Annotated in this window: 15 protein-coding genes; 11 read left to right on the forward strand and 4 right to left on the reverse strand. The window is 65.5% G+C overall.

Translation table 11 applies throughout. The features are described 5' to 3' along the window. Positions 1-5: 5 nt before the first annotated feature. Positions 6-626: a guanylate kinase gene (gmk, locus tag AC25MA_RS09230; RefSeq protein ID WP_207851220.1), complete on the forward strand. Its 621-nt coding sequence runs from the start codon at positions 6-8 to the stop codon at positions 624-626. Positions 627-771: 145 nt separating this feature from the next. On the opposite strand, the gene AC25MA_RS09235 is transcribed toward gmk, so the two are convergent. From AC25MA_RS09235 to AC25MA_RS09245, 3 genes are all read right to left on the reverse strand, one after another. Then, positions 772-2,313: an APC family permease gene (locus tag AC25MA_RS09235; RefSeq protein ID WP_062360116.1), complete on the reverse strand. Its 1,542-nt coding sequence runs from the start codon at positions 2,311-2,313 to the stop codon at positions 772-774. Positions 2,314-2,425: 112 nt separating this feature from the next. Then, the gene (locus tag AC25MA_RS09240) at positions 2,426-3,199 is read right to left on the reverse strand and encodes a gamma-glutamyl-gamma-aminobutyrate hydrolase family protein (RefSeq protein WP_028689947.1); all 774 of its coding nucleotides are present in this window, start codon (positions 3,197-3,199) and stop codon (positions 2,426-2,428) included. A 4-nt stretch (positions 3,200-3,203) separates the two neighbouring features. Then, a complete protein-coding gene (locus AC25MA_RS09245; RefSeq protein WP_028689948.1) occupies positions 3,204-4,586 on the reverse strand; it encodes a glutamine synthetase family protein in 1,383 nt (460 codons plus the stop codon). A gap of 208 nt (positions 4,587-4,794) precedes the next feature. On the opposite strand from AC25MA_RS09245, the gene AC25MA_RS09250 reads away from it, so the two are divergent. The 5 genes from AC25MA_RS09250 (at position 4,795) to AC25MA_RS09270 (ending at position 9,528) form a co-directional block, all read left to right on the forward strand. Further along, positions 4,795-5,670, forward strand: a complete 876-nt coding sequence (locus tag AC25MA_RS09250) for a LysR family transcriptional regulator (RefSeq protein WP_028689949.1) — start codon at positions 4,795-4,797, stop codon at positions 5,668-5,670. Between the two features lie 237 nt (positions 5,671-5,907). Further along, positions 5,908-6,171, forward strand: coding sequence for a DNA-directed RNA polymerase subunit omega (gene rpoZ / locus AC25MA_RS09255; protein ID WP_008091595.1), 264 nt, complete (start codon positions 5,908-5,910; stop codon positions 6,169-6,171). 59 nt (positions 6,172-6,230) lie between these two features. Next, positions 6,231-8,339, forward strand: coding sequence for a bifunctional GTP diphosphokinase/guanosine-3',5'-bis pyrophosphate 3'-pyrophosphohydrolase (gene spoT, locus AC25MA_RS09260; RefSeq protein WP_028689950.1), 2,109 nt, complete (start codon positions 6,231-6,233; stop codon positions 8,337-8,339). 23 nt (positions 8,340-8,362) lie between these two features. After that, complete coding sequence (locus tag AC25MA_RS09265) at positions 8,363-8,743, forward strand: RidA family protein (RefSeq protein ID WP_028689951.1); 381 nt, start codon at positions 8,363-8,365, stop codon at positions 8,741-8,743. A 59-nt stretch (positions 8,744-8,802) separates the two neighbouring features. Next, positions 8,803-9,528, forward strand: a complete 726-nt coding sequence (locus AC25MA_RS09270; RefSeq protein WP_028689952.1) for a hypothetical protein — start codon at positions 8,803-8,805, stop codon at positions 9,526-9,528. A 73-nt stretch (positions 9,529-9,601) separates the two neighbouring features. On the opposite strand, the gene AC25MA_RS09275 is transcribed toward AC25MA_RS09270, so the two are convergent. Next, positions 9,602-10,459, reverse strand: a complete 858-nt coding sequence (locus AC25MA_RS09275; protein WP_028689953.1) for an SDR family oxidoreductase — start codon at positions 10,457-10,459, stop codon at positions 9,602-9,604. A 192-nt stretch (positions 10,460-10,651) separates the two neighbouring features. Between AC25MA_RS09275 and exbB the strand changes: the two genes are divergently transcribed. The 5 genes from exbB to recG all read left to right on the forward strand — a co-directional run bounded on the left by exbB (position 10,652) and on the right by recG (position 15,893). Further along, positions 10,652-11,626, forward strand: coding sequence for a tonB-system energizer ExbB (exbB, locus tag AC25MA_RS09280; protein WP_236180613.1), 975 nt, complete (start codon positions 10,652-10,654; stop codon positions 11,624-11,626). A gap of 3 nt (positions 11,627-11,629) precedes the next feature. Next, positions 11,630-12,058, forward strand: coding sequence for a TonB system transport protein ExbD (exbD, locus tag AC25MA_RS09285; RefSeq protein WP_023632733.1), 429 nt, complete (start codon positions 11,630-11,632; stop codon positions 12,056-12,058). Continuing rightward, positions 12,055-12,789, forward strand: a complete 735-nt coding sequence (locus tag AC25MA_RS09290; RefSeq protein ID WP_028689955.1) for an energy transducer TonB — start codon at positions 12,055-12,057, stop codon at positions 12,787-12,789. The genes exbD and AC25MA_RS09290 overlap by 4 nt, the downstream gene beginning before the upstream one ends. Before the next feature lie 94 nt (positions 12,790-12,883). After that, a complete protein-coding gene (locus AC25MA_RS09295; protein ID WP_028689956.1) occupies positions 12,884-13,810 on the forward strand; it encodes a hydrogen peroxide-inducible genes activator in 927 nt (308 codons plus the stop codon). A gap of 4 nt (positions 13,811-13,814) precedes the next feature. Further along, positions 13,815-15,893, forward strand: coding sequence for an ATP-dependent DNA helicase RecG (recG, locus tag AC25MA_RS09300; RefSeq protein ID WP_028689957.1), 2,079 nt, complete (start codon positions 13,815-13,817; stop codon positions 15,891-15,893). The last annotated feature ends 64 nt before the right edge of the window (positions 15,894-15,957 follow it).

A 15,957-nucleotide genomic window follows, 5' to 3' on the forward strand; every position in this document is an offset into this window, starting at 1 on the left:
CTACCATGAATCACATCAGCGGCACCCTCTACATCGTTTCGGCCCCGTCCGGCGCCGGCAAGACCAGCCTGGTCACGGCCCTGATCAAGGACGACGCCAACGTGCGCGTCTCGGTCTCCCACACCACCCGCGCCATGCGTCCGGGCGAGGAGCACGGGGTGAACTACCACTTCGTCGTTCATGAGGAGTTCAAGGCATTGATCGCCCAGGGCGACTTCCTCGAGCACGCCGAAGTGTTCGGCAACTTCTACGGCACGTCGCGCAGCGCGCTGCAGGAAACCCTCGACCAGGGCTACGACCTGATCCTGGAGATCGACTGGCAAGGCGCCCAGCAGGTACGCAAGCTGATGCCCGAGGCGCGTTCGATCTTCATCCTGCCGCCTAGCCAGGAGGCCTTGCGCCAACGGCTGGATGGTCGTGGCCAGGACAGTGAGGAGATCATTGCCGGACGCATGAAGGAAGCGGTCAGCGAGATGGTGCACTATGACGAGTATGAGTACGTCATCATCAATGACGACTTCGGCGTGGCGCTGGAGGAATTGAAGGCGGTGTTCGCATCGAATCGCCTGTTGCTGAAGAAACAGCAGGCGCGGCATGGTGAGTTGCTCAAGCAGCTGATCGGCTGAAGACCGCCGGGGCCTCTGCGAGGCCCTATCCGACCGGTACGGCGCCCCGGCAAGGCCGCTACAGGTACGGTGCAGAGTCTGAAACCGTGCTGTACCTGTGGGAGCGGCCTTGTGTCGCGAAAGGGGCGCAAAGCGCCCCCATGCGTCAGTCCTGCAACTGAATGGTCGCCTGCTGGCGCAGGGTCGCCCCCAGGAAATACGCCGGCGCCCGCAGCCGCGACAGCATCATCAGCACGATCCCGAGTGCCGAGATGATCGCTGCGATCACGAACACCAGCCCCAGCCCGCCCACATGCGAGCCGCTGCCGAAGTCCGGCGAAGCGCTGTCGATCGCCGTGCGCACGAAGATCACCGACAGGATCACCCCACCCACCAGCGGGCAGACGCCGCGCATAAAGAAGTGACGCACGCTGTCGAACAGGCTGCGGCGGAAGTACCACACGCAAGCGAAAGCAGTCAGCGAGTAATAGAAGCAGATCATCATGCCCAGGGCGGTGATGGTGTCTGCCAGCACGTTCTCGCTCAAGGTACGCATGGTCACGTAGAACAGCGCCGCGGCAATGCCGGCACAGATGGTCGCGTAGCGCGGCGTCTGCGAGCGCGGGCAGACCGTGGCGAAGCGCTGCGGCACGGCGCCGTAGTAACCCATGGCGAGCAGGGTGCGCGCCGGCGAGACGAAGGTCGACTGCAGCGAGGCGGCGGTGCTGGCCAGCACCGCGATCGACATCAGGATTGCCAGCGGTCCCATGACCGGGCCGGCCAGGTGGGCGAACACGTTCTCCTGGATGCGTGGGTTGCCCAGGCCCAATCCATCCTCGCTGATCCCGGCGAACTGCAGGGTGGCGATGGCGGTGAGCAGATACAGGCCAAGGATCAGCAACACCGTCCAGGTGGCGGCCTTGCCCGGCACCTCTTCGCTACCGATCGACTCCTCGCTGACGGTCAGACACACGTCCCAACCCCAGAAGATGAAGATCGACAACGACAGGCCGGCCGCGAATGCCGAGAACGACTCGACGCCGAACGGGTTGAACCAGGCAAGATCGAATGCCAGCGGTGGTGGCGCCGTGGTTTCGCCGAAGGCGGCGAACGCAAAGCCGATCAACACCAGCAACTGCAAGGCCACCAGGCCGTACTGCACAGTCATGGTGGTGGCCATGCCCCGACAGCAGATCCACACCGCCAGGGCGATGAACACGCAACAGGTGGTGACGTTGACCAGCAGGTTGTCCGCCAGCGCCGCCAGCTCCTGGTTGCCGGTGATCTGGGCCAGGAACAGGTAGAAGAAGTCCACCGCCACGCCCGCCAGGTTGGACAGCACGATGGTGGTGGCGACCACCAGCCCCCAGCCGCCGATCCAGCCGATCATCGGACCGAAGGCCCGGGCCGACCAGGTGAAGGAGGTGCCGCTGTCGGGCTCGGCCGAGTTCAGCTCGCGGTAGCCCAGGGCCACCAGCAGCATCGGCAGGAAGCCGACGATGAACACCGCCGGCAGGTGGGCGCCGACTTCGCGCACGGTCGGGCCGAGTGCGCCGGTCAGGGTGTAGACCGGCGCGATGGTGGAAATGCCCAGCACGACGCTGGCCAGCAGACCGAGACGGCCCTTGGCCAGGCCCTTGCTGCGCTGGGTGTTGCCCGAGTCGGACGCCACGTCGGGTGGGCGTCCGGCTTCTGTGTATTCATTCATGAGTCTGTGCCGTAACTATTGGAATTGTTCTCACAGGCCCGCCGTAGTGGGCCCGCTTTCACTCATTGAAAGCTCGTGGTGGGGCACGGTCATCCTGGACCTTCGGCTAACGTCAGCGTGTTTCCTGACGTACACCCTCCCGAGCAGCATGGGCAATGCAAGCCTCGCGGAACGCCTCGAACAGGCGCAGCGAAACCGGGTTTTCGGCGAAACGCCATTCAGGGTGCCACTGCACGCCGACTACAAAGCCCGGCGCATCAGGCATCGACACCGCTTCGACCAGGCCATCCGGGGCCCGTGCCTCGACGCGCAGGCCCGGGGCCAGGCGGTCGATACCCTGGCTGTGCAGCGAGTTGACCTCGAACTGCGCCGCCAGGCCCAGGCGCTCGAACAACCCGCCCGCGGTGACCGCGACGGGATGACGAGGGCCGTATTGCACCTCCAGGGGTGCGTCCTCAGGTTCGCGGTGGTCCAGGTAGCCGGGCAGTTCCTGCACGCGCTGGTGCAGGGTGCCGCCAAGGGCCACGTTCAGTTCCTGGAAGCCACGGCAGATGCACAACACCGGCACACCGGCGGCAATGGCCGCCTGCAGCAGCGGCAAGGTAAGGCGATCACGTGCAAGATCGTGCCGGGTACCTTCCGCGCTGGGGGCGCCATTGTAATGATGCGGCTCGACATTTGAAGGCGAACCGGTAAAAAGAATGCCATCGAGCCGGGCCAGCAGCGCCCGGGTGTCGCTGCCGCCATCACGCGCCGGCAGGATCAGCGGCAGCCCGGCAAAGCCCGCGGCCTCGACATACTTGTCGCCCACCGTGTGCGACGAGTTCTTTCCCACCTGCTGGCGGCAGGCGCTGACACCGATCAAGGGGACCGCAAATGCGCTCATGGGCTTACACCGTGTGCAGGTACCAGTTGTACTCGAGGTCGGAGATCGACACTTCGAACTCGGCCAGCTCGCTCTCCTTGCAGGCCACGAAGATGTCGATGTAGTCCGGGCTGATGTATTGGTTGAGGACTTCGCTGTCATCCAGCGCGCGCAGGGCGTCGCGCAGGTTGTTCGGCAGGCTCTGTTCCAGCTGTTCGTACGAGTTGCCTTCGATCGGCGCGTTCGGCTCGACCTTGTTGGTCAGGCCATGGTGGATGCCGGCGAGGATCGCCGCGAGCATCAGGTACGGGTTGGCGTCGGCACCGGCCACGCGGTGCTCGATGCGCACGTTCTCACTGCTGTCGGTCGGCACGCGGACCGCGACGGTGCGGTTGTCCAGGCCCCAGCTCGGCGCATTGGGCACGTAGAACTGGGCGCCGAAGCGGCGGTAGGAGTTGATGTTCGGGCACAGGAACGCCATCGATGCCGGCATGGTCTCCAGCACGCCGCCGATGGCGTGGCGCAGGGTCTCGCTCTGCAGCGGGTCGTCATTGGTAAAGATGTTCTTGCCGGTCTTCTTGTCCAGCAGCGAGATGTGCACGTGCAGACCGTTGCCTGCCTGGCCCGGATAGGGCTTGGCCATGAAGGTGGAGTCCATCTCATGGTCGTAGGCGACGTTCTTGATCAGGCGCTTGAGCAGGATCGCATAATCGCAGGCCTTCAGCGGGTCGGCGACGTGGTGCAGGTTGACCTCGAACTGCGCGGGGGCGCTTTCCTTGACGATGGCGTCGGCGGGCAGGCCCTGCTCCTTGGCGGCTTCGAGCATGTCCTGCAGGCAGTCGGCATATTCGTCGAGGTCGTCGATCAGGTACACCTGGGTCGACTGCGGGCGCTTGCCCGAAATCGGCGAGCGCGGCGGCTGCGGACGGCCGTTGAGGTTGTCCTGGTCGATCAGGTAGAACTCCAGCTCGAACGCGGCGCAGATATCCAGGCCCAGGTCGTCGAACCGGCTTACCACCTGGCGCAGCACCTCGCGCGGATCGGCGAAGAACGGCGCGCCATCCAGCTCATGCATGGTCATCAGCAACTGCGCGGTCGGACGCTTCTGCCATGGCTCGTCGCAGAGCGTGCCCGGAATCGGGAAACAGATACGGTCGGCGTCGCCGATGTCCAGGCCAAGACCGGTGCTTTCGACGGTTGAACCGTTGATATCCAGGGCGAAGAGCGAGGCCGGCAGGTTGATGCCTTTCTCGTACACCTTGTGCAGGCTGGCGCGTTCGATGCGCTTGCCGCGCACCACCCCGTTCATGTCGGAGATCAGCAGGTCGACGTACTGGGTATCCGGATGGGCATCCAGGAACTCATTCATCTCGCGGGAAGAACTGGCGCACGGGGAGACCGACGTCATGGCTGTACATCCTTTGATTCGGAGCGGCGATGTGGGGAACTGCGGATGACGCCTCGAAAGGCGACGATGGTGCTGCTGTTGTTCTTTTCACTGGCCCATCGTGGGGGGCTGGTTGCCGACCGGCTGCATTGATTCCCGGGGGCCGTTTCACTATAAAATGGCCCCAACGCAACAGACATTGGCATTTCGGCAAGCAGAGCGTGCATCGATGCAATATCAGATCAACCATGCGGACCTCGCCCTGGTCCTGGCGCTGGAGCGCGGCCGGTCCCTGGCCAAGGCCGCCGAACTGCTCAAGGTCGACGTTTCCACGGTCTTCCGTTCGATCCGCCGGCTGGAATCGGCACTGGGCACTGCGCTGTTCGTCAAGAGCCGCAAGGGCTACCTGCCCACCGACACCGCCCAGGCCCTGGCCGAGCAGGCCGAGCGCGCCGAACAGGCGCTGGACGCGGCGCGCATCGCGCTGACCAGCGGCGAGCAGGTGGTCAGCGGCACCGTGCGTCTGACCTGCACCGAGGCGGTGCTGCACAGCCTGCTGCTGCCGGCGCTGGCCGAGTTCATGCCCAACTACCCGGCGCTGTCGCTGGAAATGGGCACCTCCAACACCTTTGCCAACCTCAGCCGCCGCGATGCCGACATCGCCCTGCGCCTGACCAACACGCCGCCGGAACACCTCGTGGGCCGCTGCCTGGGCTCGACCTCCTACGTGGTCTGCGGCCTGCCGGTGCTACGCGAGCGCCTGCAGGAATCGGCCGCCAGCGTGCCATGGATCGCCCCCGACGACTCCATGCAGGACCACGCCACGGTGGTCTGGCGCAACCAACATCACCCGGGGCTGATTCCGCGCTACCAGTGCAGCGGCATGTCGACCATCGCCCAACTGGTGACCACCGGCCTGGGCGTGGCGGCACTGCCAGACTACATGGTCCACGACTTGCCCGGCGTCGAGGCGCTGAGCGGCCCGCTGCCCGGCTGCGACACCCAGCTGTGGCTGCTGACCCGCCCCGATTGCCGTGCCCTGCGCTCGGTACAGACGCTGTTCGAGGAGCTGACCCCGCGCCTGCGCGACGCAATGTTGCGTTAACGCGTCAGGGGCGGTTGTTTTCGGGTAACAGGAACCGTTATCGTCCGTCCCAGCTTGGTGTGAACTGCTTCGCGGACAAGCCCGCTCCCACAGGGCCCGCGAAAACGACTCAAACAGCACCGGAGGAAGGGCACCCGACAAAACAGCCCTTCCCTATTGGCTGGTGATTTTTTAAACTATCGAGTCCGCCTGCCCATTCTGGGCGCACGCCTACCGCATTTGCTACTGAGGAAGACCATGGCCCGCGTAACTGTTGAAGACTGCCTGGAACACGTGGATAACCGCTTTGAGCTGGTCATGCTCTCGACCAAGCGCGCCCGCCAGCTGGCTACCGGCGGCAAAGAGCCACGCGTTGCGTGGGAAAACGACAAGCCGACCGTCGTCGCCCTGCGTGAAATCGCCGAAGGCATCGTCACGCCAGAGTTCATCGCCGCCGAAGAGATCGTCACCGAGGATCCGGTATTCGCCGCGTTCGAGGACGAGAACAACGAGGCCGTCTGATTGATGCCCAGTCGACACCGTGCGGCGCAAGGCCCTCTTCTTCAGCAAGAGGTGAAACCATGCCGGGTATAGAAGCCCTCGCCGAACGGCTGTCGACTTACCTGGGCCCCGAACAGGTCAACCTGGTTCGCCGGGCCTACTTCTACGCCGAGCAGGCCCACGATGGCCAGCGTCGCCGCAGCGGCGAGCCTTATGTGACCCATCCGCTGGCGGTCGCCAGCATTCTCGCCGACATGCACATGGACCATCAGAGCCTGATGGCGGCCATGCTGCACGACGTGATCGAAGACACCGGTATCGCCAAGGAAGCCTTGAGCCAGCAATTCGGCGAGACCGTCGCCGAGCTGGTCGACGGGGTCAGCAAGCTGACCCAGATGAACTTCGAGACCAAGGCCGAGGCCCAGGCCGAGAACTTCCAGAAGATGGCCATGGCCATGGCCCGCGACATCCGCGTGATCCTGGTCAAGCTGGCCGACCGCCTGCACAACATGCGCACCCTGGAAGTGCTGTCCGGCGAAAAACGCCGACGCATCGCCAAGGAAACCCTCGAGATCTACGCCCCCATCGCCAACCGCCTGGGGATGCACACTGTGCGCGTCGAGTTCGAGGACCTCGGTTTCAAGGCCATGCACCCGATGCGTTCGTCGCTGATCCACCGGGCGGTCAAGAGCGCGCGGGGCAACCGCAAGGAAATCGTCGCCAAGATCGAGACCTCGCTGGCCAACTGCCTGGCCGCCGATGGCATTCAAGGCGAAGTCAGCGGCCGGCAGAAACACCTCTATGGCATCTACAAGAAGATGCGCGGCAAGCGTCGCGCCTTCACAGAGATCATGGACGTGTACGCCTTCCGCATCATCGTCGACAAGGTCGACACCTGCTACCGCGTGCTCGGCGCCGTGCACAACCTGTACAAGCCACTGCCGGGCCGGTTCAAGGACTACATCGCGATCCCCAAGGCCAACGGCTACCAGTCGTTGCACACCACGCTGTTCGGCATGCACGGCGTGCCCATCGAGATCCAGATCCGCACTCGCGAAATGGAAGAGATGGCCAACAACGGCATTGCCGCGCACTGGCTGTACAAGTCCAACGAGGAAGAGCAGCCCAAGGGCAGCCACGCCCGCGCCCGCCAGTGGGTCAAGGGCATCCTCGAGCTGCAGCAGCGCGCCGGCAACTCGCTGGAGTTCATCGAGAGCGTGAAGATCGACCTGTTCCCGGACGAGGTCTACGTCTTCACCCCCAAAGGCCGGATCATGGAGCTGCCCAAGGGCTCCACCGCCGTCGACTTCGCCTACGCGGTGCACACCGACGTCGGCAACAGCTGCATCGCCTGCCGCATCAACCGCCGCCTGGCGCCGCTGTCCGAGCCGCTGCAGAGCGGCTCCACCGTCGAGATCGTCAGCGCGCCGGGCGCCCGGCCGAACCCGGCCTGGCTCAACTTCGTGGTCACCGGCAAGGCGCGCACGCACATTCGTCATGCCCTCAAGCAACAGCGCCGCTCCGAGTCCATCAGCCTCGGCGAGCGCCTGCTGAACAAGGTGCTGACCGGCTTCGACAGCAGCCTGGAGAAGATCCCCCAGGAGCGCATCCAGTCGATCCTCGCCGAGTACCGCCTGGAACTGCTCGAGGACCTGCTCGAGGACATCGGCCTGGGCAACCGCATGGCCTACGTGGTCGCCCGCCGCCTGCTGTCCGCCGAAGGCGAGCAACTGCCGGCGCCGGAAGGCCCGCTGGCGATCCGCGGTACCGAGGGCCTGGTGCTCAGCTACGCCAAGTGCTGCACCCCGATCCCGGGCGACCCTATCGTCGGCCACCTGTCGGCCGGCAAAGGCATGGTCGTGCACCTGGAAGACTGCCGCAACATCAGTGAAGTCCGCCACAACCCGGAGAAGTGCCTGCAGCTCTCTTGGGCCAAGGACATCACCGGCGAGTTCAACGTCGAGCTGCGCGTCGAACTGGAACACCAGCGCGGCCTGATCGCGCTGCTGGCCAGCAGCGTCAACGCCGCCGACGGCAACATCGAGAAAATCAGCATGGACGAACGCGACGGCCGTATCAGCGTGGTCCAACTGGTGGTCAGCGTGCACGACCGTGTGCACCTGGCCCGCGTGATCAAGAAGCTGCGCACCTTGACCGGCGTGGTCCGCATCACCCGGATGCGTGCGTAGTCCGCCAACCGCAAGGAGTCATCATGAGCAAGACCGTCATCACCAGCGACAAGGCCCCTGCCGCCATCGGCACCTACTCGCAAGCGATCAAGGCTGGCAACACCGTGTACATGTCGGGCCAGATCCCGCTCGATCCGAAGACCATGGAACTGGTCGAAGGCTTCGAAGCCCAGACCGTCCAGGTGTTCGAGAACCTGAAGTCGGTGGCCGAAGCCGCTGGCGGTTCGTTCAAGGACATCGTCAAGCTGAACATCTTCCTCACCGACCTGAGCCACTTCGCCAAGGTCAACGAAATCATGGGCCGTTACTTCGAACAGCCTTACCCGGCCCGCGCCGCCATCGGCGTCGCCGCGCTGCCGAAGGGTGCCCAGGTCGAGATGGACGCCATCCTGGTCCTCGAGTGATGCTCCCGGTGACGGGCATCAAGCCCGTCACCACCCTCTCCTGCCCCAAGGTTTCCCCCATGCGCCACGCATTGCCTATCGCGCTGGCAGCCCTGCTCCTGGGCGGCTGCGCCAGCCATAAACCCGAAGACTTCAACGGCACCTGGATCAACCAGGCCGCCATCGACGCCGCCCGCAAAGGCACCAGCCTGCGCCAGGCTCTCGACGCCCAGGGCCCGGTGTTCGAGTGGAAGATCGACGTCAAGAACCAGCAGGCCAGCTTCAGCAATGGCTTCGAGGCTGCCGACGGGCGCCTGAGCGCCAACGAGAAAGACTGGCAGGTCAGCTTCGAAGGTGGCCTGGTCGAACAGCTCAAGCTCGACGGCGACGAGTTGCTGGCGATCGACCCGTCCGGTCACCAGCAAACCTTCGTGCGCAGCGAAGGCCCACAGAACACGCCGCTGGGTGGCAGCTTCGAGAAGGCGCTGTACCAGCAATACCTGGGCGGCGACTGGAAGATCGTCGAAGGCCAGGGCAAGGGCGCAGTGGTGCGCTTCAGCGACACCGGCAACGTTACCGGCCTGCCTGGCCCTGACCGCTTCGCCCTTTGCCTGGCGGGCGACTGCGCGACCATGGGCGATGGCAACGACAGCCTATGGCTGGAGCGCGACCAGCGTGGCGCGCCATGGATCTTCAAGCGCGACGGCGACACCCTGGAAATCTTCCAGGCGGTAAACCGCGCCCAACCGGATGAAATGCCGCAACTGGCCGCCGGTGCGCGGCAGTGGGTGCTGGAAAAGGATTAGCCAACATCGCGGGGCAAGCCCGCTCCCACGATATGCGTGGGAGCGGGCTTGCCCCGCGATAGGGCCGGTAGTCTCAACCACGCCCTTGCAGAATGGCGGCATACCCCTCTTTGTAACTCGGATACATCGGCACCCACCCCAACGCCCGCGCCCGCGCATTGCTGCAGCGCTTGCTGCCGGTGCGCCGCACCCGCTGCTCATCCGACCACTGGGTAACGCCCAGGTATTCACGCAGCCAGGCCACCACCTCGGCCAGCGGCGCCGGATCGTCATCCACGCCGATATAGCAGTCATCCAGCGCAACACCCCGGGCATCGGCCCGCAGCAGGTGCGCCATCAGGCCGGCGGCATCCTCGGCATGAATGCGATTGCCGTACAACGGTGGCTCCTCGGCCACGCGATACCCCTGGCGCACCTGACTCAGCAACCACTCGCGCCCCGGACCATAGATGCCGGTCAGGCGCACGATCGTCGCGGGAATGCCGCTGTCCAGCGCCAGCCGCTCAGCCTCGAGCATCACCTTGCCGGAATAGCCCTCGGGCTGCGTGGCTGCCGCTTCGGCAATCCATTCACCGTCCTGCTGCGCATACACGCTGCTGCTGGACACGAACACCAGGCGTCGTGGCCGCTGCCCTTTCGCCGCCAGCCATCCCAGCACATGGCGCAAACCTTCGACATAGGCCGCCTGGTAGCCGGCTTCATCGTGCTGGCTGGCCGCCACGCAATACACCAGGTAATCAGGTCCCTGCTCGGGCCAAGCGCTCGGTATCTGCGGCTCGGCCAGATCGGCGGCGATCGGCCGAACCCCTTCGGGCAACTGATCGACCGAACGGCGCAAGCCGCTGACCTGCCAGCCTTGAGCAAGCAGTTGGCGGGCCAGGCGGCTGCCCACATCACCGCAACCCACGATCAAAGCTGAAACGTCTGACATACCAAACCTCCTAATGCGAAAGGCACAGGCTATCGGGTTAGCGCGATAAACGGCTATACCAAGGTCAAAAAAAGCAACATTATTACTTTTGTTAACAAGAATTACTTGCAATAATGGCGACCCTGTCTGTTCTCGGCCTGCTTCGAGGCCTTGAAGAACTCAACCCATTTCTCTTCATCAGGTCCGGCCAGCATGACACGTACTCAACCTTCCGCTTCGCCAACCCCGTCGCGCGCTTGGCGCGCCATTGCCGCGCTGATGTTCAGCCTGGTACTGGCCCCGGCAGCCATGGCCGAAGAGCCTGTCGCCGCCACCCCGGCACCCGCCGCTGCCGCCGCCCCAGCCACGCCTGCCGCAGAAGGCCAGGCCCCGGTTGCCGCACCAGCCGACGCGACTGCGCCGGTGGAAGGCCAGGCCCCGGCCAACGAGAACGTGCAGGCGATGGTCGAAGACACCTCGCTGGGCATGGCCCACGACCTGTCCCCATGGGGCATGTACAAGAACGCCGACGTGGTGGTGAAGGCCGTGATGATCGGCCTGGCCATCGCCTCGATCATCACCTGGACCATCTGGATCGCCAAGGGCTTCGAGCTGATGGGCGCCAAGCGCCGCCTGCGTGGCGAGATCGCCGCCCTGAAGCGCTCGGTGAGCCTGAAAGAGGCCAGCGAGGTGTCGAACAAGGAAGGCACCCTGGCCCACATCCTGGTGCATGACGCCCTCGAAGAAATGCGCCTGTCGGCCAATGCCCGCGAGAAGGAAGGCATCAAGGAACGCGTCAGTTTCCGCCTGGAGCGCCTGGTAGCCGCCAGTGGCCGGACCATGAGCAGCGGCACCGGCGTACTGGCTACCATCGGTTCCACCGCACCGTTCGTCGGTCTGTTCGGCACCGTTTGGGGCATCATGAACAGCTTCATCGGCATCGCCAAGACCCAGACCACCAACCTCGCCGTGGTCGCCCCAGGTATCGCCGAAGCCCTGCTGGCCACCGCCCTGGGTCTGGTCGCCGCGATCCCGGCCGTGGTCATCTACAACGTCTTCGCCCGCTCCATCGCCGGCTACAAGGCACAGGTGTCCGACGCCTCCGCCCAGGTCCTGCTGCTGGTCAGCCGCGACCTGGACCACCAGGGCAGCGAGCGCGCCGCCCCGCACATGGTGAAAGTGGGGTAAGCCATGGGCCTGCATCTCAACGAAGGTGGCGACGACCTCGCCGAGAACCACGAAATCAACGTCACGCCGTTCATCGACGTAATGCTGGTGCTGCTGATCATCTTCATGGTCGCGGCCCCCCTGGCCACGGTCGACATCAAGGTCGACCTGCCCGCCTCGACCGCGAAGCCCGCGCCGAGGCCCGAGAAGCCGGTGTTCGTCAGCGTCAAGGCCGACAAGAAGCTCTACCTCGGCGACGACGAGGTGGCCCAGCGCGACCAGCTTGGCGCCATGCTCGACGCCAAGACCAAGGGCGACAAGGAAACCACCATCTTCTTCCAGGCTGACAAGGGCGTCGATTACGGCGACCTGATGGAAGTGATGAACACCATGCGTGCCGCCGGCTACCTCAAGGTCGGCCTGGTCGGACTCGAGACGGCAGCCAAGAAATGACGAAAACGCGCTCAAACATGGCGCGCTACGGTGGCAGCCTGGCGATCGTGCTGGGCGTGCACGCGGTCGCCGTGCTGCTGACGCTCAACTGGTCGGTGCCCCAGGCCCTCGAGTTGCCGCCGGCAGCGATGATGGTCGAGCTGGCACCGCTGCCCGAGCCCGCGCCACCGCCGCCACCCAAGGCCGCCCCGAAGCCGCCGACGCCGGTCGAGGAACCGCCGCTGCCGAAGCTGGCAGAGGCGCCGAAGCCGAAGATCGCCATCCCCAAGCCGCCCAAGCCCAAGGCCAAGCCACAGCCGCCCAAGCCCGAGAAGAAGCTTGAGCCGCCGAAGGACGAGCCGCCAGCCAAGGACGACGTCGCGGACACGCCGCCGAGCAACACGCCACCGCAGAAGTCGGCGGCGCCGCAGCCGAGCATCGCGTCCAACAGCAATGCCCTGCCGAGCTGGCAGAGCGATCTGCTGCGCCACCTGGCCAAGTACAAGAAGTACCCCGAGGACGCTCGCCGTCGCGGACTGCAGGGCATAAACCGCCTGCGCTTCGTCGTCGACGCCGAAGGCAAGGTGGTCTCGTACGCGCTGGCCGGCGGTTCCGGCAGTGCGGCGCTTGACCGGGCCACGCTGGAGATGATCCGCCGTGCCGGCACGGTGCCAAAGCCTCCGGCGGAGTTGCTGAACAATGGCACGATCGAAGTCGTTGCGCCGTTCGTCTATTCGCTGGACCGACGCTGACGTTTTTGTTTCTGTCACAAAACGGCAAGTCTGATAACGTGCGTCTATCGATTGCAGCCGCTATGCTGGGGCCGCAACTTCATGGACGCACGTTATGACCCTCACCGAACTTCGCTACATCGTCACCCTCGCGCAAGAGCAGCACTTCGGCCACGCGGCCGAGCGTTGCCACGTCAGCCAACCAACCCTGTCGGTGGGCGTGAAGAAGCTCGAGGACGAACTCGGCGTGCTGATCTTCGAGCGCAGCAAGAGCGCGGTGCGCCTCACGCCGGTCGGCGAGAGCATCGTCGCCCAGGCGCAGAAGGTGCTGGAGCAGGCCCAGGGCATCCGCGAGCTGGCCCAGGCCGGCAAGAACCAGCTGACCGCGCCGCTCAAGGTCGGCGCCATCTACACCGTCGGCCCCTATCTGTTCCCGCACCTGATCCCGCAGTTGCACCGCGTGGCGCCGCAGATGCCGTTGTACATCGAAGAGAACTTCACCCACGTGCTGCGTGAAAAGCTGCGCAACGGCGAACTGGACGCGGTGATCATCGCCCTGCCGTTCAACGAGGCCGACGTGCTGACCTTGCCGCTGTACGACGAGCCGTTCTGCGCCTTGATGCCGGCCGACCACCCGTGGACCGCCAAGGACACCATCGACACCGCCATGCTCAACGACAAGAGCCTGCTGCTGCTCGGCGAGGGCCACTGCTTCCGCGACCAGGTGCTCGAGGCCTGCCCGACGCTGAACAAGGGCGGCGAGGGCTCCAAGCACACCACGGTCGAGTCCAGCTCGCTGGAAACCATCCGCCACATGGTCGCATCGGGCCTGGGCGTGTCGATCCTGCCGCTGTCGGCGGTGCACAGCCATCATTACGCGCCGGGCGTCATCGAAGTCCGCCCGCTGACCGCGCCCGCACCGTTCCGCACCGTGGCCATCGCCTGGCGCGCCAGCTTCCCGCGGCCGAAGGCCATCGAGATCCTCGCCGACTCGATCCGCCTCTGCTCGGTGGCCAAGCCGCCGGTGGAACAACCGGCCTGAACCCATGACCGAGCTGTCGAACGTCCCGGTCACCACGCTCAAGGGCGTAGGCGATGCCATGGCGGAAAAACTCGCCAAGGTCGGCCTGGAGAACCTGCAGGACCTGCTGTTCCACCTGCCGCTGCGCTACCAGGACCGCACCCGCGTGGTGCCCATCGGCCAACTGCGTCCGGGCCAGGACGCGGTGATCGAGGGCGTGGTCAGCGGGGCCGACGTGACCATGGGCAAGCGCCGCAGCCTGGTGGTGCGCCTAGGCGACGGCAGCGGCACGCTGAGCCTGCGCTTCTACCATTTCAGCAATGCGCAGAAGGAGGGCCTCAAGCGTGGCACCCACCTGCGCTGCTATGGTGAAGCCCGCCCCGGCGCCTCGGGGCTGGAGATCTACCACCCGGAATACCGGGCGCTGAACGGCGACGAAGCACCGCCGCCGGTCGAACAGACGCTGACACCGATCTACCCGACCACCGAAGGCCTGACCCAGCAGCGCCTGCGCCTGCTCTGCCAGCAGAGCCTTGGCCTGCTCGGCCCACGCAGCCTGCCCGACTGGCTGCCCGACGAGCTGGCCCGCGACTATCAGCTGGCGCCGCTGAGCGACGCGATCCGCTACCTGCACAACCCGCCGGCCGACGCCGATCTCGACGAACTCGCCGAAGGCCATCACTGGGCCCAGCACCGCCTGGCCTTCGAAGAACTGCTGACCCACCAGCTGTCGCAACAGCGCCTGCGCGAAAGCCAGCGAGCCCTGCGCGCGCCGGTATTGCCCAAGGCTACGCGCCTGCCGGCACAGTACCTGGCCAATCTCGGCTTCAGCCCGACCGGCGCCCAGCAGCGGGTCGGCAACGAAATTGCCTACGATCTCAGCCAGCACGAGCCAATGATGCGCCTGGTGCAAGGCGACGTGGGCGCCGGCAAGACCGTGGTCGCCGCGCTGGCCGCCCTGCAGGCTCTGGAAGCGGGTTACCAGGTCGCCCTGATGGCGCCCACCGAGATCCTCGCCGAACAGCACTACCTCACCTTCAAGCGCTGGCTGGAACCGCTGGGCATCGAGGTGGCATGGCTGGCCGGCAAGCTCAAGGGCAAGGCCCGCGCCAGCGCCCTGGAGCAGATCGCCAATGGTGCGCCCATGGTGGTCGGCACCCACGCACTGTTCCAGGAGGAGGTGCAGTTCAAGCACCTGGCCCTGGCGATCATCGACGAGCAGCACCGGTTCGGCGTGCAGCAGCGCCTGGCCCTGCGCAAAAAGGGCGTCATGGGCCAGCTGTGCCCGCACCAGCTGATCATGACCGCCACGCCAATCCCGCGCACCCTGGCGATGAGCGCCTATGCCGACCTGGACACCTCGATCCTCGACGAGCTACCGCCCGGGCGCACCCCGGTGAACACCGTGCTGGTCGCCGACAGCCGTCGCTTCGAGGTGGTCGAGCGGGTCCGCGCCGCCTGCGCCGAAGGCCGCCAGGCCTATTGGGTATGCACCCTGATCGAAGAGTCCGAGGAACTCACCTGCCAGGCCGCCGAAAGCACCTTCGAGGAACTGGGCAGCGCCCTGGGCGAGCTGCGCGTGGGCCTGATCCACGGACGCATGAAGCCCGCAGAAAAGGCCGCGGTGATGGCCGAGTTCAAGGCCGGCGACCTGCAACTGCTGGTGGCCACCACGGTGATCGAGGTCGGCGTCGACGTGCCCAATGCCAGCCTTATGATCATCGAGAACCCCGAGCGCCTGGGCCTGGCCCAGTTGCACCAGTTGCGCGGCCGGGTCGGTCGGGGCAGCGCGGTGAGCCACTGCGTGCTGCTCTACCACCCGCCGCTGTCGCAGATCGGCCGTGAGCGCCTGGGCATCATGCGGGAAACCAACGACGGATTCGTCATAGCAGAGAAGGACCTGGAGTTGCGCGGCCCGGGCGAGATGCTCGGGACCCGCCAGACCGGCCTGCTACAGTTCAAGGTCGCCGACCTGATGCGCGACGCCGACCTGCTGCCAGCCGTGCGCGACGCCGCCCAGGCCCTGCTGGCACGCTGGCCCGACCACGTCAGCCCGTTGCTCGACCGCTGGCTGCGCCACGGTCAACAATATGGCCAGGTGTGACGTCCGTCCCATAATGGATCCAGCTTGGCGGCCAGGCTGGTTATACTTCGCGTTTAAAGAATGA

This window comes from Pseudomonas sp. P65(2024), from assembly GCF_057480955.1.

Bases quoted from the DNA above. Each gene is read 5' to 3' on its own strand.
- gmk (WP_207851220.1), top strand. From the start codon at position 6: ATGAATCACATCAGCGGCACCCTCTACATCGTTTCGGCCCCGTCCGGC.
- AC25MA_RS09235 (WP_062360116.1), bottom strand. From the start codon at position 2,313: ATGAATGAATACACAGAAGCCGGACGCCCACCCGACGTGGCGTCCGAC.
- AC25MA_RS09240 (WP_028689947.1), bottom strand. From the start codon at position 3,199: ATGAGCGCATTTGCGGTCCCCTTGATCGGTGTCAGCGCCTGCCGCCAG.
- AC25MA_RS09245 (WP_028689948.1), bottom strand. From the start codon at position 4,586: ATGACGTCGGTCTCCCCGTGCGCCAGTTCTTCCCGCGAGATGAATGAG.
- AC25MA_RS09250 (WP_028689949.1), top strand. From the start codon at position 4,795: ATGCAATATCAGATCAACCATGCGGACCTCGCCCTGGTCCTGGCGCTG.
- rpoZ (WP_008091595.1), top strand. From the start codon at position 5,908: ATGGCCCGCGTAACTGTTGAAGACTGCCTGGAACACGTGGATAACCGC.
- spoT (WP_028689950.1), top strand. From the start codon at position 6,231: ATGCCGGGTATAGAAGCCCTCGCCGAACGGCTGTCGACTTACCTGGGC.
- AC25MA_RS09265 (WP_028689951.1), top strand. From the start codon at position 8,363: ATGAGCAAGACCGTCATCACCAGCGACAAGGCCCCTGCCGCCATCGGC.
- AC25MA_RS09270 (WP_028689952.1), top strand. From the start codon at position 8,803: ATGCGCCACGCATTGCCTATCGCGCTGGCAGCCCTGCTCCTGGGCGGC.
- AC25MA_RS09275 (WP_028689953.1), bottom strand. From the start codon at position 10,459: ATGTCAGACGTTTCAGCTTTGATCGTGGGTTGCGGTGATGTGGGCAGC.
- exbB (WP_236180613.1), top strand. From the start codon at position 10,652: ATGACACGTACTCAACCTTCCGCTTCGCCAACCCCGTCGCGCGCTTGG.
- exbD (WP_023632733.1), top strand. From the start codon at position 11,630: ATGGGCCTGCATCTCAACGAAGGTGGCGACGACCTCGCCGAGAACCAC.
- AC25MA_RS09290 (WP_028689955.1), top strand. From the start codon at position 12,055: ATGACGAAAACGCGCTCAAACATGGCGCGCTACGGTGGCAGCCTGGCG.
- AC25MA_RS09295 (WP_028689956.1), top strand. From the start codon at position 12,884: ATGACCCTCACCGAACTTCGCTACATCGTCACCCTCGCGCAAGAGCAG.
- recG (WP_028689957.1), top strand. From the start codon at position 13,815: ATGACCGAGCTGTCGAACGTCCCGGTCACCACGCTCAAGGGCGTAGGC.